Source organism: Glycomyces tritici (assembly GCF_030403505.1).
In genome coordinates, this window is record NZ_JAUEMJ010000004.1 from 484,929 (window position 1) to 506,077 (window position 21,149).

Here is a 21,149-nt window from a genome sequence, read left to right on the forward strand (position 1 = left end):
CCCGCAGGCGGATCAGTACTCGATCTGCTTGCGGGCCTCTTCGCGTTTGGCGCTGATGGCCGCGTGCTTCTCGCGCAGCCACGCGACCCGGTTCTCGGCGGTCTCGATCGTGGTCTGCTCGGCCTGCTCGACGAGCACGCCGCGCCGCGCGGCCTCCTCGCGGAATACCTGGTCCAGGCCCGGCAGGAGGGCCATCACGGGGCCGGTGAAGAACCCGGTCTCGGCCTCCTTCGTCCGGATCCAGCCCTTGTACTCGATCTCGCAGACCACTTGGCGCCGACCGGCTTCGGGGTCGCGGATGGCGAGGTCGGCGACCATCGCCCAGATCGTGAAGATCGCGGAGGTGGCCTTCTCGGCGACCCAGCCGCGGCCGGGCACGAGCGGCAGGAGGTTCTCGATGCTCTCGGTGAAGGAGTCGGTGGAGAGCTTCTGGATGATGCCGTCCAGGGAACGCGTGCGGATGGCCTTCACCTTGTGCCATTTGGCGGTCGAGCCGTCGAAGCCGACCTCTTCGGGGCCGATGTCGATGGTCCCGAAGTTGTCGAGCAGGCCCAGCAGCATCCCGGTGCCCATGGGGGGCTTGCCGCCTGAGGTGATGAGCTTGCCGAGGCTCCACTGCCACTCCTCCTGCACCGGCGAGGCCGGCAGGGGCAGCCGCCTGAGGAGCTCTTCGAGGTCGCCTTCTTTCAACGCGGTCTTGGCGTCGCTCGCGAAATTGACGGCGCCGTCGCGCTTGGCGACCGCATAGCCGGTCGTTGCGTCCACTTTGCTCTTGGCGAGGCCGACGGCGGCGTCGCGCTTCTCCCGGGCCGCGTCGACGCCCACGTCGACGACCATCTTGCCCGCTTCCTGCGCGCGCTGCTTCATCTGCTCGAGGCGGTCTTTCATTCCCATGCGAGCAAGATACAGGTCGCGGGCCAGTCACCCAGTGGAGCAGCCGTCGCCTACCGTTGGCTGGAGCACCTGCAAGGCCTGCTGAAAGGACCCCATGACGCCCGCCCGCGACGACACGCCCCGCCGCCGCCTCGGCCGCGGCGCCTACCGCACCCGCGACGACGCCTACCCGCAGCCGCTGCCGCTGCGGGTGGGCGACAACGAGATGCGCGTCGTCAACGAACGCGCCACGGCGGCGGCGCGCCCGAACCGGTCCCGCAGCGACCCGCTCACCGGCCTGCCCAGCCGCAAGCCCATGCGGGTCGTGCAGAGCGCCGACCTCCGGCCCGGGCCCGGCGAGGGCGTCGTCTCGGTCGTGGCCGACTCCGGTGCCACCGCGCCCGTCATCGCCGTCGACGGCGTGCCCGTCGCCGTCGGCAACGGCCAGCTCGACCTGGTGCTCCCGGCCGGGCCGCACACCGTCGAAGTGCAGAACACCGCCACCGTCGACCCGGTCGTCGTGCAGGTCGCCGAGCACGGCGCGCACCAGGTGCAGTACTTCGAGGACGGCGTGAGCGGCCACCGCGTCCTCGGCGAGCTGCCCGAGACCGCCGAGTTCATCCCCACGAACGCGGGCTGCTGGTCCTGGCTGGTCATGGTCTCCGCGATCTGCTGCCTGCCGATGAGCGCGGTCTCGATCCTCATGCCCAGCGAGACCTGGCACCTGGTCACGGGCATCGTCCTCGGCGCGGTCGCAGTGGTGCTCATCGGCGCGGGCTGGCCCCTGTACCGGCGCACGAAGGCCAAGTACCACCGCGACATCGCCCGGCAGCGCCGCGCGCTCCCGCGCGAGCCCGTCGCGTACGGGACCGACGCGATCCTCCTCGGCGCCCAGCCGACCGCCGTGCCGCCGCTGCCGGAGGGCATGGCCGCGATCGACCTGCACCTCACCTGCGGCCGGCACCTGTGGGCCGGCGGGCGCAAGGCCGCGCACGGCTCGTTCCTGGCCCGCGCCTGGACGCGACCGCCGAGCGTGCGCATCAACGGCATCGAGCGCCGCGCCTCCTGGGGGCACTGGCGCTACCTCGTCCCCACGGGCGAATACCAGGTCACGGTGCTCGTCGACGGCCGCCCGGTGAACCTCGACGTCCCCGAACGCCACACCGGCGGCCCCGGGGCGCAGCGCGACCTCGTCGTCGAAGCCCATGCGGGGCAAGCGGTCGCGGTCGAAGCCGAGGCGCAGGTGTACGCGGTCTGGCGCTCCGCCACCGGTGAGGTCGAGTCCTTCGAGCCGCGCCTGCGGCTGGAGACCGCCTAACCGTTCAGGATCGCCGCGTACTTCCGTTGCAGCGCAACGAGCTTGTGCGTGAACAGGTGCTCCTGCTCCTGCTTCGGGTCCGCGCCCTGCGTGAGGTTCGGCGTCGCGTAGACGAACATGCCGCCGCGCGCCATCCACACGACGCGGAGCATCTGCAGCTCGTCCTTCGCGGCCTCGGCCACGGCCCGCGCGGCCCCTGAATCCTTGGCCCACACGGTGACCTGCACTGAAGTGTCCAGGAAGTCGTTGATCTTCCCCGCGATCGCACGCCCGATGAGGCTCTTCGTGAAGCGCCCCTCGGCGATCACGGGCCTGTCCGCCGTGAACGCCGCGGCCTTCGCGAACGCGCCCGGCGCATCGCACCACGCGACGTCGTCGGGCACTTCGCCTCGGCTGGAACGGTAGTCGCAGATCAGGTCGGGCAGCCGCTCGGTGTTGCGGAGCACCCAGATCCGGTACGGGAGGACCTCGCCGTCCTCGTCGGCGTCGCATACGCACAGGCTCTCGAAGGGGACGCCCCCGCGCTCGCCGCGCACGAGCGCCCGCACCCGCTGCACCGGCAGGCCGAGCAGCCGCAGCTGCATGAGCAGCGGCCGCCACTGCGGCAGCGCGAACGCCTCGGCGTCGGACTTCGGGTCGGTGAACTCGAGGCGGTTCGGGCGGGCGTTCCGCTTCCACACCTTCGAGGCGTCGTTCACCAGGTCGGTCCTGGTCCGCGTCGCGTCGAGGGTGGCGTCCCCGACCACCATGTCGCTTACGTAGGCGAGGTTGTCGAGCCGCCGCCAGACCCGGTTGCCGTCCCGTCGCCCGCCGGCCCGGCCCTCACTGCCCGCCATCGCGCGCCGCCTCCCACAGTCGCTGCACCGCAACGAATCCGCGCATCGCGCCTACTTCCGGTAGCGGCGCAGGTCGATGCCCGAGCCGTCGGCGAACGCGATCCGGCGGTACACCCCGGCCGGCTTGAACCGCCGCAGAATCCGGGTCCGGCGCAGCCGGTCCACCTCGCCCTCGTACTCGTACTGCGTGCCGCGCACTTCGAGTATCGTCCGGATCGGCACCGGCTCGGTGAACGTGTTCGGATTCCCCGCCCCGCTCAGGAACCTCCCGTAGGTGCGCCCCTCGACCGCGACGAACGCGATGCGCCGGTCGGTGAACACCCACAGGCCGCGGCACCGCAGCTCGGGCGTCACCAGGCGGCCCATGACCGAGTCCCGGCCTTTGCCGCGCAGGACCACGTTGGGGCCCTTCAGCTTCGATCCGCCGGATCCGTCGGCGCTCGCGCCGCCCAGTCCGTCGCTGAGCATGGCGAGCACGACCAGCAGCACGACGGAGCCGACGATCCAGGCCAGCGTCAGCGCGGCGGTCTTCCCGACGCGCCGCAGGACCTGCCCGGCCGTCCAAGGCGGCCTGGGCACGCCCTCGAACACGGGCAGCCTCCACTGCGGGATCCAGTCGATCGTCCGCTCACCGGGCTCCAACCACTGGCGCTCGAGCAGGCCCGGGGAGTCCAGTTGCAGGTCGAAGCGGGGGTTCCGGGGCATCGAGGGCCTCTACTGCCGAGGTCGGGCTACAGGCCGCGTTCGCGGTCGAACCGGGCGCGCATGTCCTCAGGAAGCGTGCTGCGCACCATGCCCATCACGTCCATGCGGTCGCCGAGCAGCGACTGGGCCATCTCGGTCATCTTGACGCCGTACTCGGCCTTGGCCTGCTCGATGAGCATCATGATCGCCGGCGCGAGGGTCTGGCGCATCCGCATCGCGTACTCGTCGATGCCGATGTGGGCGACCTTTCCCTCGGCGTCGAGCTTCACGCGCAGGAGGCCGTCGTCCGAGACCACTTCGATCTCGCTGGCGCCCATCTCATCGGCGAGCCGGTTGTACTTCGCCATCATCTGCTCGGCGTCGGCCTGCATCTGCTCCAGGCGCCGCAGCATCTCCTGCGGGTCGCGGTTGCGGTCGGTCATCGTCACGCCTCCGGCTCGGGGTCGACGCGCGGCAGTCCGCCGCCGAACACGTTCTCGCTGACGGGCAGGCCCATGATGCGGCTCATCTCCGCGGAGAGCTCGGCCTGGACCTTGTGCTCGGCGGCCCTGATGGTCTCGACGATCGCCTCGCCGAGCTCCACGCCGCTCAACTGGAACGCGCTGAGTCGCAGATCGAGCTCCCGGAGGTCCCCGGCCGCGCCGGTGACCACGCGGACGGAACCGTCCTCGCTCACCGCCTCGCCTCGGGCCTCGACGGCGAGGCGCTGAATCTCGCCCGCTTTGCGCTGCATGTCCGCTGTCGGATCCGCGTCCACGGCGCCTCCCTTCGATTCCGCGATCGCAATTCGCCCGCGGTTCACCTGCATGTTAACCGGCTCCCGCCCGCATCCGAACGCAGCGTGCGCGCGCCCTCGCGCAGGCCGCGCCGCCCGGCAGGGCCGGCGGGCGCGCCGCTGCGGCGACGTGCGACCAATGGGACCCGCTGCGCTGCCGGCCGGGCCCCAAGCCGTAGCCGGGGCCCGCGCCTGCGGGTCACTTGCCGTCGAGCTGCCCCTGGAGGTTGCCGAACTCCCCGGCGATGTCGCCGTCGGCCGCCGAATAGTCGTCCGCGCACTGACGAAGGCTCGTCGCCGTCCCCGTCTGGGCCGTCGAGAGATCGCCGATCACCTCGGTGAGGCCCTGGCCGGTGTCGGTGTACTTGCTCGCGAAGATCAAGCCCGGAAGGCCCCAGGTCATCTCCGCGGACGTGGCCTGCTGGGCGACCGACTGGATCGAGTCGGTGTTGCCCGCGAGGCCCTCGAGCGCCCCGGCGGTGGCCACCAGTTCGTCCGGGTCCACGGCCAGCTGCCCGCCGCTGCCGCGCGAGATACCGCTCTCGTTCGGCATCAACGCATCCAACGCCGCGTTCTTCCCGATGTCCTTGCCCTGCATGACCGCCCCGAGACCGCCGACGGTGGCGACCGAGAGGCCGGCCTTGGCGCCGATCGCCTTCAGGAAGTCCAGGAAGCCGCCCGCGCCGCGCAGGATCGTCGGGTTGTCGAGGAGGAACTTCCCGAGGAAGCCGTAGAGCATGCGGAACAGGCGGCTGGCCTCGGAGAACTTCCGGAACGCGCGGCTGAACATCGAATACGACTTGTAGGCCGCCGAGAGCAGGAACGTCGCCACGGACGCCCCGAACGTGAACGCGCTGGAGGCCAGGGCCAAGAGCCCCCGCATGATCAGCCAGGACACCAGCTCGGCGATGATCGACCTGATGACCGCCTCGATGGTCTCGGCCAGGAGCTTCGACCACTCCAGGAGCTGCTGCACGCCCTCGACCTCGTGCGCGGCGGCGTAGGCCGAGGCCTCGAGCCCGCCGAGCTGGTTGAACGCGGCGTCCGCCGCTTGGCCGGTCCACGCCGTCAGGTGGCTGTTCACCGCGTCGGCCGTCTCGTCCTTGAGCGCGGTGAGGGCCTCCGCGACCTGGCCCCAGACCTCGATCTGGACCTGCATCTCGTCGGGGTCGCCCGAGACCGCGTGCAGCATCTCCTGCAGGGGGTCCACGAGTTCGAGCACAATGCTCAAGCCGGCGTTGACGAGTGCGTAGACCGGGTCCCGGACGGCGAGCATCGCGTCGAGGCCGAGGGTGTAGATGTCGCCGGCGAGCCCTGCCGCCGAGGCCATCCGGTCGTCTCCGGCGACGACTCCGTAGATGTCCTCAGCGGTCTTGTAGACGCTCTTGACGACCGGGGTGCCCTGCGCGATGTCGGTGAGGGTGCCGTCTTCGGTGGGGGTGTCGTACTGCGAGATGTCGGATCCGTACTGATCAGCGTTGCCTGTCATGGCATCAGACTCCAGTGGGCCGGGGGATGAACACTCCGTGTCGCTTCGGGGTCGCGACGGGCCCAATCTAACGCATTCGGGCTAACTTCCAGTAGGCGTCGTTCCCTCACATGCGATCAGAGCGGTCGGCCAGCGCGCGGAGGAACGCGACCTCGGCGTGCAGGCCGCGCTTGCCCCGGCGACGAATCCGGTCCCCGAACGAGACCGCCCACCCGCCCAGGACCGCCCAGGAGCGACGGGGCTTGGCGAGGAGCCCGCGCTCGTCCACGAGATGCCGCGCAACAGCATGGTCCACGGCCGAGACCCGGAACAGCCGCTCAGCCGTCGAATCCTCCAGGTGCACTCTGGTTGCCCCTGGGAGCCAACCGCATTCATCGCTCGTGATCACCGGGACCCACTGCCGGACGACCACCGCCGGGCGGGGGCGCCGCAGCGGGACGGCGACGAAGGCGCCGCCCGGATGCAGGTTCGCGTACTGCACGTGGTCCTCCCCGAGGGGGACCTTGACCTCGCGCTCCCAGGCGATGGCGTGCCCGCCGCCGACCTGGCCGGAGACGACGTTCCGGAGCGGGCCGGCGCCGATCTCCCCGAAGGTCCGGGCCATGTGGGGCGCCTGCACGGCCGCGTCGTAGCGCAGGCCCGCCTTCTCCGCGAAGCGGGCCGTGCGGCGGGCGTGCAGACGCTGGTCGACAGAGTCGACGCCCGCGTTGACGAGGCCTTCGAGCAGCATCTCGACCATGTCGTACTCCTTCAGGTAAGACGATGGCCGGGCACGCGGCCCGGCCATCGTCGCGGTATGGGTCGGGCCGGACGACATCGATCATCGTCCGGCCCGGAATCGGTCTACGAGTAGGGGTCTTCTTCTTCGTTGCCGATGCCCCAGACGTCTTCGTCCTCGGTCAGCCAGGTGCCGGTCTCCTGGTCGCCTTCGCCTTGGCCGCCCATGCCGCGGCCGCCACCGGCGCCGCCCATCATGCCGCCGGCCATGCCGCCGCGACCTGCGCCGCCCATGCCCTTGCCCATGCCCTTGGGACCGCCGGCACCGCGGCCGCCGCCGGCACCTGCACCGGCTCCGCGGCCGCCACCGGCGCCGCCCATCATGCCGCCCATGCCGCCGCCCATGCCACCACCGAGGCCGCCGCCGGCGCCACCGCCGAGGCCGCCGCCGGCACCGCCGCCGGGCCCACCACCGGGAAGCCCGCCGCCGCCGAGGCCGCCACCGCCGAGCCCGCCGCCGGAGGCCAGACCACCGGACAGGTCATCGGGGTCGGGAGTGGAAGGGCTCCACGGGTTGTCGTCCAACCCGTTGGGGTCGGGGAGGTTCGAGCCCGGACGGTCCGGGTTGCCCGGGAGGTTCGGGTTGTTGGGGTCGAAGTCCCCGGGGCCGGGGCCGGTCGGAAGGGACGGCGGGTTCATCGGCTTGGGAGAGTCGGGAGGAGTCATGTCGCCGAGGCCGGGAGGGGCGCCGCCGCCGGGAGGGCTGCCGCCGTCGAGATCGGGAGTGGGAGGGACAGCGGCGTCGTTGAAGGCCGTCTGCTCCGAGTTCTTCGCCTTCGTATCGATCTCGGAGACCTGCACATTGGCGTTGGTCTTGCGGTCCATGATGTCGCCGTTGACGATCGTGGCCTGCTCCTGCAGGTCCTCCTGACCGTCGGTGCCCAGGGCGTCGGTCTGGTCCTTGACCCACTGGTCGGTCGTTTCCTGAGCGTACTGGGAAGGCGTCCTGCCTCCCACGACGTACGCGTTCGGGTAGTCGGTGGCGAACTGGAGCGAGTTCTGGTAGAGCTCATCGCGATTGTTCTCGATGTCGGTGATGATGCTCGAGTCGAACCCGGCCCACTCCATCGCGGTCTTGGTCTCGTCGTCCGGGAAGACCTCGCACTTCTGGAAGTACGCCGGGCGGATGTGGATCTTGTGCGAGCACGCGGCGGCGTCTTCGAGGTGGAACTTCGGCGCGGGGTACACGCACTCGTTGCCGCCCTGCTGGCTGAAGATCTCCTCGGCCTTGTCGTTGAGGACCTTGACCGCGCCGCCGTCATCGCCCCAGACGTCGTCGAGGATCGTGCGGCAGTTCTTGATGACCTTTTCCACCTGCTCCTCGAAGGCGTCGTAGTCATCGCCTTCCCAGTCCTCGGAGAGCGTGGAGAGGCCGGCCTTGAGGTCCTCGGGCACGTTGTAGAGCTCGGAATAGAACGTCTGCCACTCCGAGCTGATCTTCTCGATCGAGTACTCATCGGCTGGCGAGGGGCGCACCGAGGCGACGAGCGAGGCTACCGACTCGCCATTCGGCAGCGCGTAGGACTGAATGTCTCGCGCAGGTCGGATATTGGCAGTCTGCCCCTTCATGGGAACCGCCGACATGAGCCGGAGCCATGCCTCCTCAGCCGGTTCGACGACCTTGGCAGTGCATTCGCTGAGGCTGCAGCTCGGCGTCTTCACCAGCTCCGAGATACGGGCCTGGATCGCGGAATCCTCGATCCCGGCCTTGGCGTCGCCGTACTCTTCCTTCTCGAATTCATCGGCCATGACTAAAGCCCGCTCTCTTTCTTGGCGAGGAGGTCGGTGAGCGTCTGCGACATGTAGTCGTTGGCGACCCAGGGAATGATCTCCTCGTGGGTGAAGGGGTAGGTCGGCTCGGCATCGAACATGACGCCCGGGTCCTCGGTGTAGTTGAGGAAGGTGTAGACGACCAGGTCCCCCTTGCGGCCGATGGCGTTGATGTACCAGGACGTGGTGTCCTGGCCTGTGTAGAGGTAGCTCTCGTCCCAGTCGCCTTCGAGTTCACCCTCCTTCACGTTCGTGCGCTCGGTGCCGTCGGTCTCGATCGAGTCCAAGAGCTGGGTGACGCGCGACTGGAAGTTCTCCGTCGCCTCTTCCTCAGAGTTCCACGGCACGCCGCCGACGGTGATGGTGGCGTTGCCGGGGAACTCCCGGCCGTCCTTCTCGAGGGGGGCGATGTCGGCCATGGCCCCGCAGGTGAAGGCCTCACCGTCAAGACCGGCGCCGATCTTGCTGGTCACCAGCCCGCTGCTGCCGAGGTCCGACACTGCCATGTAATCCTGGATCGGCTGGATGTCGTCGAGTGCCTCGCACCCTTCCCAGCTCTCCATGACCGAGAACGAACTGCCCGCAGTACTCCCGCCGGTGCTGGAGTCCTCTCCGCCGTCGGTATTGCCGGCAGGGGGGTTGTCGCCACCGCCGCCGCAACCGGAGAGGAGTAGACCGGCCACGCCCGCGACGGCGAGGCTCTTGATCAGGGTCAGATTTCGGGTCACGTCAGTGTTCCTCTCTGTCGGCCGCCCGTATGCCGGCTGACCACTGTCACAGTTCGTTCTCGAAGTCGGTGGCACTGCTCTCGTCCGAGTCCTCGTGCGCGGCCCCGGAATCGTTGAGGGTGTCGATGATGCCTTCCAGCGCTTGCCGGAGCAGCTGCAGGTTCTCCCAGGTCGTGGAGTGGAAGGTCGCGTAGCTCTGCTTCGCGGTCTGCGAGCTCTCCAGGTACCCGAACGCCGGCGCCTTGCCGAGGACTTCACCGTTGCGGAGCTTCGGGATGAGGGTGTTCTCCACGATTTCGAGCTGCTGCTCCACCTTTGTACGGTAGGCGCGCAACGCTTCCGGGTCGACTTGCTTGGACGCCATCGCATTCCCTGTCTATGAGTTCAGTACCTGCGGTACGTTCCCCCGACGAACGGTCGGACGCCATCGCGAGAGGACGGCTGCGGTCAGGTCCGGGGACTGTGCGCGGCCATGCGTCCTCCGGGGGGATTACGCGGGTCTCGATGTGAGTTCAGAATTCAGGTTAGCAGGGGGCCGCAACCGGTGCATTCCCGAAAGAAGGCGTCGAAGGTCCAGTACAGGCCGCCTTGCGCCGCCGGTTCCGGACCGAGTTCAGGGTCCGTGATGTCGGTTTTCGCCGCACCGTCTTGGCGGGGAGGTACGTCAGTCACGACCGGGGCTCACCGAAGCGCGCGAAGGAGCGTCCGCTGCGCGCGGATGGCCTGAAACGGGAACTCGAACCCCAAGTCCCGGGACGTCACGACATCAGCTGGTCGAAGACCATCGGCCACCAGGCACCTTCTTGGAACGCGTTCTGGTCGATCGCAGCGAGGGACTCCCGTAGGGCCGAGGCCTTGTCGGCTCGGTCCGGCTTCCCCTCGTCCGCTTCGACGAACTGGGCGAAGCGGTAGAGGAACTCGACGAAGCACCGATAGTTCGAGTTGACACCTTGGACCTCCTGGCCGGTGAGGTCGAACAGGACGACATCCCCCGTGCCCGGATCCAGCATGTACAGCAGGTCATGGTCTTCAGGCACGGCCCCGATCACAATGAGGGGAATGTCGAGCGAGCCGGTCGCCGTGGTCAGGCGGATCGGGTCGTAGAGCTTGAGGTCCCCGGTGAGATAGGCGGTGTACACGACGGCGACGTCGAGTGGCACCTCGTCCCCTTCGGGAAGGGCGGGGGCGGGCATGCCCGCCTCGACCCAGGGACCGCGGGGATACGGAACCATCTCGTCCTCGCTCCACAGGGCTCGGAACCTCGCTGATGCCGCCATGTTCCTTCCTTACCTATCCGTCGCTCGGCTGCTCGTCCAACCCGGCCTGCTGCAGCACTCGGAACCAGGTCTCGTCGAACCACTCTTCCTTGGGGATCGAATCCGACGAGTAGATCGTTTCCTCAGGGATCAGCTCGGGGTAGCGGGGACCGAAGAGGTACTCAGTGAAGAACTGGAGCGGCCGGGGGCAGACCTCCTGGACCTCGAGCCATTCGCCGTCCACGACCGCGTACTGGATCTCCTCCGGGTCGTAGAAGCCCATAGCCCCGGTCTCGGTGTTGCCCGAAAGCGTGAAGTCGAAGCCGCCGACAAGGGCCCCGAAGTTCTTCCATTCGCGGGGGACGGGATCGGTGAACTCCCCGGTCACCTCGTTCAGGTCGGGCCTGCCGTACTCGGCCGTGATCTCCTCGAGGTCGTGGATGCGCAATGACTCGCCGACGACGCCCCCGACGACCGAGTACACGGTCTTCATCTCGGCATGCATCGCTTCGGGCAGCCGGTCGACGGGAATCGGGTCGAGCACTCGGATGCCGTCGAGGCCGAGCTCGACCAAGGCGGCCTTGAACCGCTCCACACGCTGCCTCAGCAGGTCACTCATCAGACGATCCTCACAATGATCGGCGTGCCCTCGGGTACGCCCGACAGCGCGACGTTGATGTCGCCTCCGAGCAGACGGTTGGTCCGAGAGTCCATCCATCTGAGGTTAGCGGCCTCGTCCTTGCCGCCGAGCTGCAGTTCGTGGATGTGATCCGGCTCCATGTACTGGTCGCGTTTGGTGACGCTTCTGGGATCGACGCCGCTTTGCGACGAGTCGAATTTCTTGAGCATCTTCTTCATCAGCGTCGGATTGCCGGCGTACCGCTGCTCAATGCGTTTCACCGTGTCCTTCCGGTACTTCTTCACCGGATTGCCTCGCTTCGGAGGCTTCGTCTTGATGAGTTTGCCGTCCCTGCCGAGCGCTTCCAGCGCCTTCGCCTTTCTACGGAAGTCGCGCCTCTTCAAGTCCTTGGTCAGCTTGAGCTCCAGGACCATCGGCTGCTTCCCGGAGTTGTCCATCGCGTCTCGGCCGCCCTTGGACGTGCGGAAGGCTTTGACGTCTTCAAGGGTCGCGCTGACGAGCCTCGCAGTCGGGGTACGAGTGGAGCGATTCGGGTTCACGCGCGGCCTAGCCATTGAGCACCATGTCAATGGCCATGCCGATGAGCTGGTCGACGATGATGCCGGTAATGGTCTTGAAGATCGGGATCTGCACAAGGGACGCACCGAAGGTGACCGCCGCGGTGGCGATGGCTTGGGCTATCTGGAAGGCGAGCATCACCAACTGGACGATCACCTGGACCTTCAGGGCGAGAACAACTCCGGCCGCGATCGTCAGGCCGATGTTGATGAGGTTGGTCGGGTCGGCGGCGTCGGCGATGTTCCGCACCGCCGACTCGGCATCGTCCCACTCGCTCTTGAACGCGTCGATCTCCTTGCCGATGTTGTTCTCGAGGAGCGTCGATGCGGCGGCGTTCAGCGTCTCGACCCTCCCCGAGATCTGGTCGGCCATACCGGTCCACTCGCCGGCGAGGTTGAAGATCGACTCCTCGTCGGATTCGGGGAAGTCGTAGCCGAGCATGCTCAGCAGGCCGGTGAGTTCTGAGGGGAGTTGCAGTCCCATGGGGGTGGTACCTCCTCGGAGGCCGGGGTCAGGGTCAGGTGCCGAGCTCGCCGAGGAGTTCGTTGAAGATCTGCGCGGTCTCGTCGTCCGTGGCCTGGTGGTTGTCGGCCATCTCGCGAACGCATTGCGCGTAGTCGGCGAGCTCTTCGATGTTGGTCCCGAAGCATTCGCTGAGGGCGTCGGCGCAGGCCTGGTGGGCGAGGCCCACGAGCATGCCGATCTCGTCGCCGCCGAAGGCGTCGGCGAACTGCTCCAGCGCACCGGTGAACTGGTCGAGGAGGCCCTGCACTTCTTCTTTGGCGGCGTCGAGCTGGTCGGCGGCCTGGCGCATGGAATCGGGGTCGATGTCGAAGCTCGGCATGGCTACTTGCCTCCATGGAGCTTGTTCATGACCTCGCTGATCGAGGCGCTCATGGCCTGGAACTGGCGCAGCGACCGGTCCTGGATTTCGGCCACGGACTCGTTGATGGCCTCGAGGTCCGGCACGGGCTCGTCGGTGCCCATGGCCTCGGCGCGTTCGTCCAAGGCGGCGTTGACCATGCGTTTGATCTCATTGAAGAGGGTTTCGGAGCCGATGCGCATGACGCGGGAATCGAACTCGAACTTGTCCACGCGGCCTTCGACACCGAGGGTGAGTCTGAGAAGGCCCTCGACGCCCTCCACGACCACCGGTTCGACCTGGTTGGCCTCAGGAGACTTGACCACCGTGCTCAAGGTCGCCCGAGCATCCGCCAGTTGCTGAGCGATCGCGTCCTCTCCGAACATGTGATCTCCAGTCGCTTTGTGCCATCTGAGGATCACTCATCATATATCGGCGGCGCAAATCTGCGGGTCCGGCGATATCTTGTGCCGCAACAGGAACCACAGTTACCACTCTGGAACCACCCCGCGCACGGCTCACGCGTAGAGGTCGTCGCCTTCGGCGAGCCGGGCGATGTCGGTGGCCACCTGCTGGTCGACGGCGCCGCCGGTGTCGATGGCCGCCTGGAGGCCGGCGATGAGGCCGTGGAGGGTGCCGCGAAGGTACTGGAGGTTGCGCCAGGTGGTGGCGTGGAAGTCGGCGTACTGGACGGCGGCGTTCTCGGCCGCGCCGGGGGCGGTGCCGAAGGCCGGGGCCTTCTTCAGGTCGCCCTCGCTGAGGGACGGGATGATCTCGTTCTCGAGCTCTTCGAGGCGTTCGGCGAGGAACTCCCGGTACCGCTCGAGTGCGGCCGGATCGAAAGCGCGCGTTGGCATGTCAGGGTTCCCTTCCGAAGGTGTCGTGGACGCGGGGCGTTACGCGTAGGGGTCGTCGTCCTCGTTGACGAAGCCCCACATGTTCTCGTCCTCGACCAGGTCGACGTCGGGTTCGCGGTCCTTGTCGTCCATGTTCGCGCCGTGCCCGGCGCCGGCTCCCCCGCCGCTCATCATGGCCGTGGAGCCGCGCGAGCCCGATGCTGCGGCCGCGCCGCCCGCTGCGGCGCCGAGGGCCGCACCGCCGAGGGCGCCGCCCATCGGAACGGAACCTGAAGCGGCACTGGCGGGTACGGTGCCGCCTCCGGCGCCCGCGCCGAAACCGCCGCCTCCACCGAAGCCGCCCCCGGTGGCGGTACCCGGACCGCCGCTCGCCAGGCCGCCGCTCGTCTCCTCGCCATCGTCCTCAGCGGGCTCGTCGGGCTCCACGGGGCCGGCGAGAGTATCGCCGACGGGCGGGTCGAGAGAGGGGTCCTCGCTGGCCATGGGCTGCGCGGAACCGGTGGGCTGCTCCATCGGCGGGGGCTCGAGGTGCATGTACGCGGGGTCGGCGGACGCCGGGTACTCCTTGTCGCTGTGCACGGTCCGCACGGAGCGGTCCTCGGCGTCGGTGTCGGTGCTCCGCTGCTGGATGTCCTCATTGGACTCTGCTTGGCGGGCGTCGTACGCGCCCCAGCTCTGGTCGACGAGGGTCCCGTAGTGCTCCATCGCATCGGCGACGGCGAGCTCCTTGGCCTCCACCACGGTGAGCCCCTTCGAGGGGTCGAGGCCGTCGCGCTCGATGTTGACCGGGCTGGCGTAGTAGTCGATGTAATGGAGGATGCGCTCGTCGATGTAGTCGATGATCTCGGTGGCGAGCTCGGGTTCGGCCCCGCCGAGGGCGAGCACGTGCTCGGCGTCCTGGCAGGTGTACTCGATGCAGTCGCCGTGCCACCACGCGGGCCGCACATGCACGGACACCCAGCTGTGCCAGTCGCCGTCGATCCAGAACTGCGGTGCGGGGTAAGGGATCTCGCCCGAGGCGCCGCCCTGGATCGAGTAGAGCGCCTCCTCAGTGGACTCGAGGCCGGCGACGGTGGCGTCGATGTCGTCGACGAGGTCCTCGACGAGCTCGCGCGTCTGCGCGCACGCGCTCTCGAACGCCTCGAAGTCGGTGCCCGACCAGCCTTCGGCGAGGTCGTTCAGGTTGGACTTGATCTGCTCGGACCAGTCCGCGAGCCTCCCGGACACCTGCTCGGTCCAGGCGCCGCGCAGGCGCTGGAGCGAGTGCGCGTCGGCGCGCTCGGGCCGCACGGCGGCGACGGCGGCCCGGAAGTCGGCCTCGGTCGGGAACGCCATCCCGGCTTCCTTGGGGCGCAGGCGGTACAGCTGGCCCTCGACCGGTACGGCGGAGACGAGCTGCTGCCAGTCGAGTTCGGCGGGGTGCTCGGTCGGGTTGCCGCAGTTGGGGTTGGAGCAGGCCGTGCGCCCTGCGGGCAGGCTCTCCTCGGCCACCGGCGGGACCGCCTCGTCAGAGGAAGGCGGCGGCGCCGCGGGCGGAGGGGGCGCGGCGGGCGGTGCGGCACTGCCGAACGCGGGCGCACCCAGGGCCGGGGCGGCGGCGTCGAGCCCAGGGTAGGACCCGCTCGAGTTGTCGCTCATCGATACGCACCTCGCGCCTTCAGGGGTGACCGGATGGGTTCACGGTAGCAACCGGGCGCCATCGATGGGAACCTCCCGAACGGCCGCCATCACCGCTCGGGGGGATTGTCGTGCCTAGTCTCCCAGTACCGGCCGGTGACCGCGCGGCGCAGCCCGCCGCGGAGGTCGGCCTTCGGCGCGGCGGGCGCCTCGTGCGCCGCCGCGGGGCCGAGCCGGTCGATGCGGCAGTGCCACAGGTGCAGCACGGGACGCAGCGGGTCGGGCACCGCGGTCACCGTGACCGCGAGGTCGATCCGCGCCACCTCGCCCGCGTCGAGGTCGATCTGGGCGGCGGCGGTGTGCGGCAGGTGCGTCCGCCCTTCGATCGGGAGCGGCGCGGCAGGCGTGCGCACCTCGAGCCGGTGCGCGCCGGGCGGCACCTCCAGCCACATGCGGGTCCAGAACGCCCCCAAGGCGACCCCGTCGAGCAGGACTTCCGGTGGCGGCACGGCGTACCGGTGCCGGATCGGGACGACCTCGCCGACGGCGTTGAACGCCTTGGCCTGCTTCCCGTCGATGCGGTCCTGGCCCTCGGGCAGCTGCAGCGCCAGCTCGTCGGAGGCGAGGTCGGCCTTCAGGAACCGCGCGTCGAGCAGCACGGCCGCGGCCCCGGGCCCAAGTCCGGGCAGGTCCCCGTCGGCGTCGAGCACGAGCGGCGCGGCCGCACCGCGGGTGAACGGGCGCGTGTCCAGCGGCGCTTCGGGTGCGAGCCGGTTGTAGCGCCGGTGCGTCCACAGGACCCTGCACCCCCACACCGCCAAGGCGCCCAGCCAGATCGCGCTGGAGACGGACATGACGACGTTGATCGGCAGCCCGGCGTAGGCGAGCGTGCCCGCGAGGGTGGCCGCGACGAGGAGCGAAAGCATGAACGCCAGGAAGCTCCTGCGCTCCTTGGCGTTCGCGGGCAGGTACTGGAAGTAGTTCAAGCGCCCGCGCGGCCCCACGGTGTGCCCGTGCAGGCCCCTCAGGTTCCAGCGGAGCTCCTCCTCGCCGTACGCCCGGTGCGCTTCGCCGAGCATCCCGATGTAGTCGAGCTTCGTGGTCTTCCCGGCCGCGATGTCGAACGCCCGCCACGTGCGGGAGTGCTGGCTCTGCACCTCGATCAGGTGCCGGCCCGCGGCGAGCGGCAGTTCGACGCGGCCCCACCCGGTCGCGGCCGGCGTCCCGTCGACGAGCACCACCGGTACCAGGCTCGACCGCAGGTCGCTCCAGACGGCGATCGGGTCGCCCGTCTTGCGGCGCTCCGAGACGTTCACCGCGGCTTGCGCCGGCGTCTTGTCGGTCGCGCCGCCGCAGTGGCCGACCCGCAGGTCCAGTACGCCCCCGCCGGGCGCACTCGGCGGTTCGCCGATGCGCGTGATCTCCCAGCCCGGCCGCGGCGCCCGGAACGAAGGGCTCCCGGTGCGCATCAGGACCAGTCCAGGTCTTCGGGGTTCTTCATCGACTCGGGCGCGTTGTCCTCCCACAGCCAGTTGAGCGCGGAGTCGGGGACGCCGAGCAGCGGCCCGCCGCCGTCGAACCCGGCCTTCCAGCCCTCGTCCTCGCCCTTGTACGCCGGGAACGCCGTGGACGCCGCCTGCGTGAGGTGCCCCGCGAGCGCCCAGCCGCTGGCCAGCGCACCGGTCGCGTGCCGTCCGCCCGAGGTCATCGTGGCCGCGTTGAGCCCGTAGACGAGCAGGCCCTCGACGATGTTGGCCAGGCCGGCGCCGGCGATGTCGAGCGGCGAGACCGGGTTGCCCTGGGACTTCTGGAACGCGAACGTGAAGATCGACATCGCTCCGGTGATCGCCGCGCACCCGGTCGAGATGGCGATGAGGGTGGCCTCGAAGCTCTTGGCGGTGGCCAGCAGTGCGGCGGCGGTGACGTTCGCGCTGGTCAGGATTGCGGGGGCGCCGACGGCGCTCACCACGCCGGAGAGCGCGGCGATGTAGGCGCCGAAGTAGACGGCCATGATGGCGGTGGCGGCGGTGAGGAACATCCAGAAGACGGTGAGCATCACCGCGAACGCGAGCAGTTGCGCGCCGACGAGGTAGGCGTTGACGGCGAGCTCGGTGAGCTGGGCTTTGACGTCCCCGGCGGCGGCTTTGAAGGCGTCGGCGTCGGCGCCCGACCAGTGCTCGTCGTCGACCTTGTCGACCTCGGCCTGGAGTGCTTCGACCGCTTCGAGGTTCTTCTCCGCCAGGGAGATCCAGGCCCCGGCGCCTTTCATGATGTCGCCGGGGTTGCACTGGTTGAGGTAGACGACGGTGGCGAGCGCCTGCGTGGAGAGCCCGAAGGCGATGGCGGGCGCGGCGATGCCGATGGCGCAGCCTTTGATGACGGCGTTGTACTCGCCGGCCATCGCCTCCCCGGCCTCCATGATGCTCTGCCCCGTAGACATGGTCCGCCCGCTCCTATCCGTTCGCGCCGAACGCGGTGGCGCAGGCTTCGTCGGTGTCGTCCATATCCTGCGCGCACGCGTCAAGTGCGGCGTTGACTTCGCGGAAGCATGCGGCGGCTCCGGCCATGGACTCGGTGACGGTGGAGGTGGCGATGGAGTAGGCGGCGGCCATGGGGAGGGTGACGGTGGTGTAGAGGCCGCGATCGATCTCGCTCATGACCTGGAGGTACTCGTCGGTGCTCTCCAGGATCGGGACGACGTTGGCCTCGATGTCGGCGCCGAGCCGCCGGACGAATTCGCTGTCGAAGACGCGGGTCATCGGGGTCCTGCCTTTCGCTGGATGCTGTCGCTGAGCCGCTGGATGCGCTCGGCCATGTCGCCGGCGGCGCGGGTGGCGCGGTCGGCGGCGGCGGGGGCCTGCTCGGCCTTGCGGGCGAGGTCGGCGGGGAGCTCGCCGCGGGCGCGCTCTTCTGCGGTGCGGCGCAGTTCGTCGCGGGCGCGGGCGATGAGGTCGGTGAGGGCGCGGCCGAGGCCGTCGAGGCCCCGCTGGCGGGCGGCGGGGGCGATCCAGACGGCGGCGACGGCCAGGGCGGCGCTGGTGGTGACGGCAAGGTCGCCTTCGTCGCTGTGGAGTCTGACGTCGAGGTGGTCGCGTTGGGCGGTGGGGCCGGTGCGGGCGGTCTGGGCGGCGCGCATGGTCTTGAGGACGCCGTCGAGGTGCCCGGCGAGGGCGCGGTCGTGCTCGGGGTCGCGGCTGAGGGTGGTGGCGGGCCCGATGGGGCTGGTGAGCCCGTCGATGCCGAGGCGTCCGCGCATGACGGCGGCGAAGGCCTCGTAGCCGCCGGTGGCGGCGGCCTGCTGGAGCGCGCCGATCGCTTTGACGCCGTCGGCGACGGCGGCGTCGGCTTCGGCGCCGGGGCGGGGGAGCCGGGCGGCGAGTTCAGTGACGAGTCGCGCGATGGTGCTGGTGGGCTGGCGGAATCCGGCGGCCGTCACCGCGACGATGATCTTGTCGTCGTCGAGGCGCAGCGTCACATATTCATCGATGTCGGTGAAAGTCTGGCCGGGATCGGTCACAGCGGCGGCTCACTTCGGTGGACGTCACCATGACAATACCGAACAAACGCGTGTGGAGCGCACCGCTGCACGAGCGGTAGGGCGACCGTTCGGGCAGCTCACCGCCACGGTGGGCACTATTCCAAGCGGTCGCCTCAGCGGTCGGCTTCGGCCTCGGTCCTGCCGTTCTCGCCGTTCTCCAAGGGCCACACGGTGGCTTCGACGGATCCGACGAGTTCGAGGGGGCCGACGAGGGAGGCGGTGCGGGCGACGGTGAAGTCGTCGAGGGCGAGGAGGCTGATGCCGCCGCGGCTCTGGGCGACGGCGGCGTAGTACGCGCCGGTGCCGCGGTCCTGGAAGACCCAGCCGGGCCTGGTGTCGGTGGGGATGGTCGGGACCTTGGAGCGGGCGGCGGGGAGGCTGCCGGTCGCGGCGGTGTCGGGGGCGTACGGCGACCGCGGTTCCGAGTACGTCTGCTGGTACTGCTGCGGGTGGCGCGGTTCGGGTGCGGGGTGCGGGTAGTCCTGCGGCTCGGGTTCCATGGGGGTCTCCGTGTAGTCCGGCATCTGGTAGCGGGTCGGGTCGCCCGACACCGGGATCGGCGGCGGGTTCAGCGGCTGGTCGGGCACGTTGATGAGCGTGCGCATCTCGACGTTCCCCGCAACGTAGCTCACCAACCACAATCCGAGGGCGAGGGCGGCGAGGTCGACGCCGACCGCGATGAGCACCCGCAGGTTCGCGTTGAGCCCGGTGCCGAACTGCGCCAAGGAGAACAGTCCCGCGGCGAGGGCGAACATGATGAGGCCGACGAGCGCGCCGGTCATGACGGCGGGGCGGCCGAGGCGCGGGACGGGGGCGGAGGGCCACTTCTCGGAGGCGCGGACGCCGCCGAGGGCGGCGGCCGAGAGGGCGGCGACGGCGAGACCGGCGACGGCGAAGGCGATCGCGGCGGCGGTCAGCCTCCCGGCGATGTCGTCGATGTTGTCCAAGGTGGTCTCCGCGAGGTCGGTGCTCGGCCTGGTGGCCGGCGGTGTGGGCTGGATTCGGTTGTGGCGGGCGGCGTCGGGTACTCGGGCTCTATTGTGCGGTGCCGGGGCGTCTCCGAGCGTAGGACACCGTCCTCCCCGAGTTTAGTGTCGGATTGCCGACACGGAGTGATCGCGCCCATCGGATTGCCTTCCGCGGCTGAATCAGATTCACTGTCTCCTGGCAGCGCTTGCAGTCGCTCTTCGGCCCGACGAAGGTGCGTTCTGTCAGCACCGCGGCATATGATGAGGGCAAGACCCGGCATTGGGTTGGGAGACAAGAAACATGAGTGAAAATTGCGTTACGTGAGACAACAGTGACTCCTGTGACGGAAGGATGGGACTGACGATGATGAGTGAGACACTCTGGACGGTGGCCGCGCACGCCCAGGCCGGCGCCGAGATCAACACGCAGGGGATCATCGGGTTCTTCCTGTCGAAGATCGCCCCGATCCTCTTGGCCATCCTGGGACTCATCTTCATCGCGCGCTCCAACAAGGGCGAGGTCAGCCGCGTGCTCACCTCCTCCACGATCGCGATCATCGGCATCGCGTTCATCGCCGGAGCCGTGGTCCTGGTCGCCGTCGGCAGCGGCCTGGTCGACGTCCTCTTCAGCTCCGAGGACTAGCGAAGCCCCCCACATCGCCCCTGAAGTAAGGCCGGACGGAGGACGCCATGCGCTTGCGCACCGACGATGACATCTACCGTGCCCGGCTGCTGTACCTCGGCCCTCCCGGCTACACCCTCCCCGTCCACCTCCCCTACGGGCAGTACGGTGCCTTCGCCGCCATCCTGGCCCTCTTCATGCTGCTCCGCTGGTCCTTCACCGGCGACGTGGACCTCTTCCCCGCCATCGAGATCTCCCTCGCCCTCGTCGCCACCTCGCTGATCTTCCGCTACGTCGACTCCGACCGCCCCGCGTCCACCGTCGTCCGCACGCTGCTCACCGACTGGAAGCACACGCGCGACGCCGGCGACGAGAAGCGGATACCGGCGTTCACGACCCGTTCGATCCGCTTGCGGCCCACACTCGTGGAGCCCGTCCGAACTGAGGAGCGTCTATGAGCGGCGAGGATCGCCGACAGCCCGTCGCCAAGTTCTCCGCCCCCCGGCCCCCCGCACCCGTGCGGGACCGGGAGCGGCAGTCCGGCGACCTCGGCGACGACGCCACCGCGCTGGCCGACGCCGTCTTCAGGGCAGAGCCGGTCACCGCGCACCGCACGGCGAGCCCGCCCGCCCCGGCCCCCACGCAGCCGAGCCCGGCCGCCCAGCCCTCCCCGACGGACCCGGGACGTCCGGCCTCCCCTTCGGACTCCGTCCGACACGCTTCACCACCTGCACCGATGACCCCTCCCGCCGGGAGTCGTCCACAGGCTTATCCCCAGGGTTATCCACAGAATCCGGGGAGTTATCCACAGGGCTATCAACAGCGGTACCCACAGGCTCCCACCAGCGGAAATCCACAGGGTTATCCACAGCACAACGGAAGTTATCCACAGCAAGGGCAGAGTTATCCACAGGCTGTTGACCAGCGGCGCGGGAATGTTTCCACAGGTCGTACAGCAGC

Annotated in this window: 26 protein-coding genes; 3 read left to right on the forward strand and 23 right to left on the reverse strand. The window is 69.3% G+C overall.

Annotation, left to right across the window (positions count from 1 at the left end):
* Positions 1 to 12: 12 nt before the first annotated feature.
* Positions 13 to 894 carry a hypothetical protein gene (locus QWI33_RS16250; protein WP_289958189.1) on the reverse strand — a complete coding sequence of 294 codons (882 nt, stop codon included), beginning with the start codon at positions 892 to 894 and terminating at the stop codon, positions 13 to 15.
* Positions 895 to 988: 94 nt separating this feature from the next.
* Here QWI33_RS16250 and QWI33_RS16255 point away from each other — a divergent pair, with 94 nt between their 5' ends.
* Complete coding sequence (locus QWI33_RS16255; protein ID WP_289958190.1) at positions 989 to 2,191, forward strand: hypothetical protein; 1,203 nt, start codon at positions 989 to 991, stop codon at positions 2,189 to 2,191.
* Here the strand turns inward: QWI33_RS16255 and QWI33_RS16260 are convergent.
* From QWI33_RS16260 to QWI33_RS16365, 22 genes are all read right to left on the reverse strand, one after another.
* Positions 2,188 to 3,027 carry a hypothetical protein gene (locus QWI33_RS16260; protein ID WP_289958191.1) on the reverse strand — a complete coding sequence of 280 codons (840 nt, stop codon included), beginning with the start codon at positions 3,025 to 3,027 and terminating at the stop codon, positions 2,188 to 2,190. The two genes, QWI33_RS16255 and QWI33_RS16260, sit on opposite strands and share 4 nt — an antisense overlap.
* A 51-nt stretch (positions 3,028 to 3,078) precedes the next feature.
* Complete coding sequence (locus tag QWI33_RS16265) at positions 3,079 to 3,732, reverse strand: hypothetical protein (RefSeq protein WP_289958192.1); 654 nt, start codon at positions 3,730 to 3,732, stop codon at positions 3,079 to 3,081.
* A gap of 26 nt (positions 3,733 to 3,758) precedes the next feature.
* Positions 3,759 to 4,154: a YbaB/EbfC family nucleoid-associated protein gene (locus QWI33_RS16270; RefSeq protein WP_289958193.1), complete on the reverse strand. Its 396-nt coding sequence runs from the start codon at positions 4,152 to 4,154 to the stop codon at positions 3,759 to 3,761.
* Positions 4,155 to 4,156: 2 nt separating this feature from the next.
* Positions 4,157 to 4,489, reverse strand: coding sequence for a YbaB/EbfC family nucleoid-associated protein (locus tag QWI33_RS16275; protein ID WP_289958194.1), 333 nt, complete (start codon positions 4,487 to 4,489; stop codon positions 4,157 to 4,159).
* Between the two features lie 217 nt (positions 4,490 to 4,706).
* The gene (locus tag QWI33_RS16280; protein ID WP_289958195.1) at positions 4,707 to 5,996 is read right to left on the reverse strand and encodes a WXG100 family type VII secretion target; all 1,290 of its coding nucleotides are present in this window, start codon (positions 5,994 to 5,996) and stop codon (positions 4,707 to 4,709) included.
* Between the two features lie 106 nt (positions 5,997 to 6,102).
* Positions 6,103 to 6,735: a hypothetical protein gene (locus QWI33_RS16285; RefSeq protein ID WP_289958196.1), complete on the reverse strand. Its 633-nt coding sequence runs from the start codon at positions 6,733 to 6,735 to the stop codon at positions 6,103 to 6,105.
* 104 nt (positions 6,736 to 6,839) lie between these two features.
* Positions 6,840 to 8,522, reverse strand: coding sequence for a hypothetical protein (locus tag QWI33_RS16290; RefSeq protein ID WP_289958197.1), 1,683 nt, complete (start codon positions 8,520 to 8,522; stop codon positions 6,840 to 6,842).
* 2 nt (positions 8,523 to 8,524) lie between these two features.
* Positions 8,525 to 9,271 carry a hypothetical protein gene (locus QWI33_RS16295; protein ID WP_289958198.1) on the reverse strand — a complete coding sequence of 249 codons (747 nt, stop codon included), beginning with the start codon at positions 9,269 to 9,271 and terminating at the stop codon, positions 8,525 to 8,527.
* A gap of 46 nt (positions 9,272 to 9,317) precedes the next feature.
* Complete coding sequence (locus tag QWI33_RS16300; protein WP_289958199.1) at positions 9,318 to 9,635, reverse strand: hypothetical protein; 318 nt, start codon at positions 9,633 to 9,635, stop codon at positions 9,318 to 9,320.
* Positions 9,636 to 10,029: 394 nt separating this feature from the next.
* Entirely contained in the window at positions 10,030 to 10,548 is a 519-nt protein-coding gene (locus tag QWI33_RS16305) for an SUKH-4 family immunity protein (RefSeq protein WP_289958200.1), read from the reverse strand.
* A 13-nt stretch (positions 10,549 to 10,561) separates the two neighbouring features.
* Positions 10,562 to 11,146 (reverse strand): hypothetical protein, encoded by a 585-nt coding sequence (locus tag QWI33_RS16310; RefSeq protein ID WP_289958201.1) that lies wholly within the window; start codon positions 11,144 to 11,146, stop codon positions 10,562 to 10,564.
* Positions 11,146 to 11,706: a hypothetical protein gene (locus QWI33_RS16315; protein WP_289958202.1), complete on the reverse strand. Its 561-nt coding sequence runs from the start codon at positions 11,704 to 11,706 to the stop codon at positions 11,146 to 11,148. The genes QWI33_RS16310 and QWI33_RS16315 overlap by 1 nt, the downstream gene beginning before the upstream one ends.
* A 7-nt stretch (positions 11,707 to 11,713) precedes the next feature.
* On the reverse strand, positions 11,714 to 12,208 hold the full coding sequence (locus QWI33_RS16320) for a WXG100-like domain-containing protein (protein ID WP_289958203.1): 495 nt from the start codon (positions 12,206 to 12,208) through the stop codon (positions 11,714 to 11,716).
* Between the two features lie 34 nt (positions 12,209 to 12,242).
* Positions 12,243 to 12,569 (reverse strand): WXG100 family type VII secretion target, encoded by a 327-nt coding sequence (locus QWI33_RS16325; RefSeq protein WP_289958204.1) that lies wholly within the window; start codon positions 12,567 to 12,569, stop codon positions 12,243 to 12,245.
* A gap of 2 nt (positions 12,570 to 12,571) precedes the next feature.
* Positions 12,572 to 12,973, reverse strand: coding sequence for a hypothetical protein (locus QWI33_RS16330; RefSeq protein WP_289958205.1), 402 nt, complete (start codon positions 12,971 to 12,973; stop codon positions 12,572 to 12,574).
* A 132-nt stretch (positions 12,974 to 13,105) separates the two neighbouring features.
* A complete protein-coding gene (locus QWI33_RS16335) occupies positions 13,106 to 13,444 on the reverse strand; it encodes a hypothetical protein (RefSeq protein WP_289958206.1) in 339 nt (112 codons plus the stop codon).
* Positions 13,445 to 13,483: 39 nt separating this feature from the next.
* On the reverse strand, positions 13,484 to 15,082 hold the full coding sequence (locus tag QWI33_RS16340; protein WP_289958207.1) for a WXG100 family type VII secretion target: 1,599 nt from the start codon (positions 15,080 to 15,082) through the stop codon (positions 13,484 to 13,486).
* 89 nt (positions 15,083 to 15,171) lie between these two features.
* The gene (locus QWI33_RS16345; RefSeq protein ID WP_289958208.1) at positions 15,172 to 16,530 is read right to left on the reverse strand and encodes a hypothetical protein; all 1,359 of its coding nucleotides are present in this window, start codon (positions 16,528 to 16,530) and stop codon (positions 15,172 to 15,174) included.
* A complete protein-coding gene (locus QWI33_RS16350; RefSeq protein WP_289958209.1) occupies positions 16,530 to 17,501 on the reverse strand; it encodes a hypothetical protein in 972 nt (323 codons plus the stop codon). The genes QWI33_RS16345 and QWI33_RS16350 overlap by 1 nt, the downstream gene beginning before the upstream one ends.
* 13 nt (positions 17,502 to 17,514) lie before the next feature.
* A complete protein-coding gene (locus QWI33_RS16355; protein WP_289958210.1) occupies positions 17,515 to 17,820 on the reverse strand; it encodes a hypothetical protein in 306 nt (101 codons plus the stop codon).
* Positions 17,817 to 18,578, reverse strand: a complete 762-nt coding sequence (locus tag QWI33_RS16360) for a hypothetical protein (RefSeq protein ID WP_289958211.1) — start codon at positions 18,576 to 18,578, stop codon at positions 17,817 to 17,819. The genes QWI33_RS16355 and QWI33_RS16360 overlap by 4 nt, the downstream gene beginning before the upstream one ends.
* Before the next feature lie 134 nt (positions 18,579 to 18,712).
* Positions 18,713 to 19,546, reverse strand: coding sequence for a hypothetical protein (locus QWI33_RS16365; protein WP_289958212.1), 834 nt, complete (start codon positions 19,544 to 19,546; stop codon positions 18,713 to 18,715).
* Between the two features lie 388 nt (positions 19,547 to 19,934).
* Here QWI33_RS16365 and QWI33_RS16370 point away from each other — a divergent pair, with 388 nt between their 5' ends.
* Positions 19,935 to 20,210, forward strand: a complete 276-nt coding sequence (locus QWI33_RS16370) for a hypothetical protein (RefSeq protein ID WP_270116960.1) — start codon at positions 19,935 to 19,937, stop codon at positions 20,208 to 20,210.
* A 47-nt stretch (positions 20,211 to 20,257) separates the two neighbouring features.
* Positions 20,258 to 20,647, forward strand: coding sequence for a hypothetical protein (locus QWI33_RS16375; protein WP_289958213.1), 390 nt, complete (start codon positions 20,258 to 20,260; stop codon positions 20,645 to 20,647).
* Positions 20,648 to 21,149 lie beyond the last annotated feature (502 nt).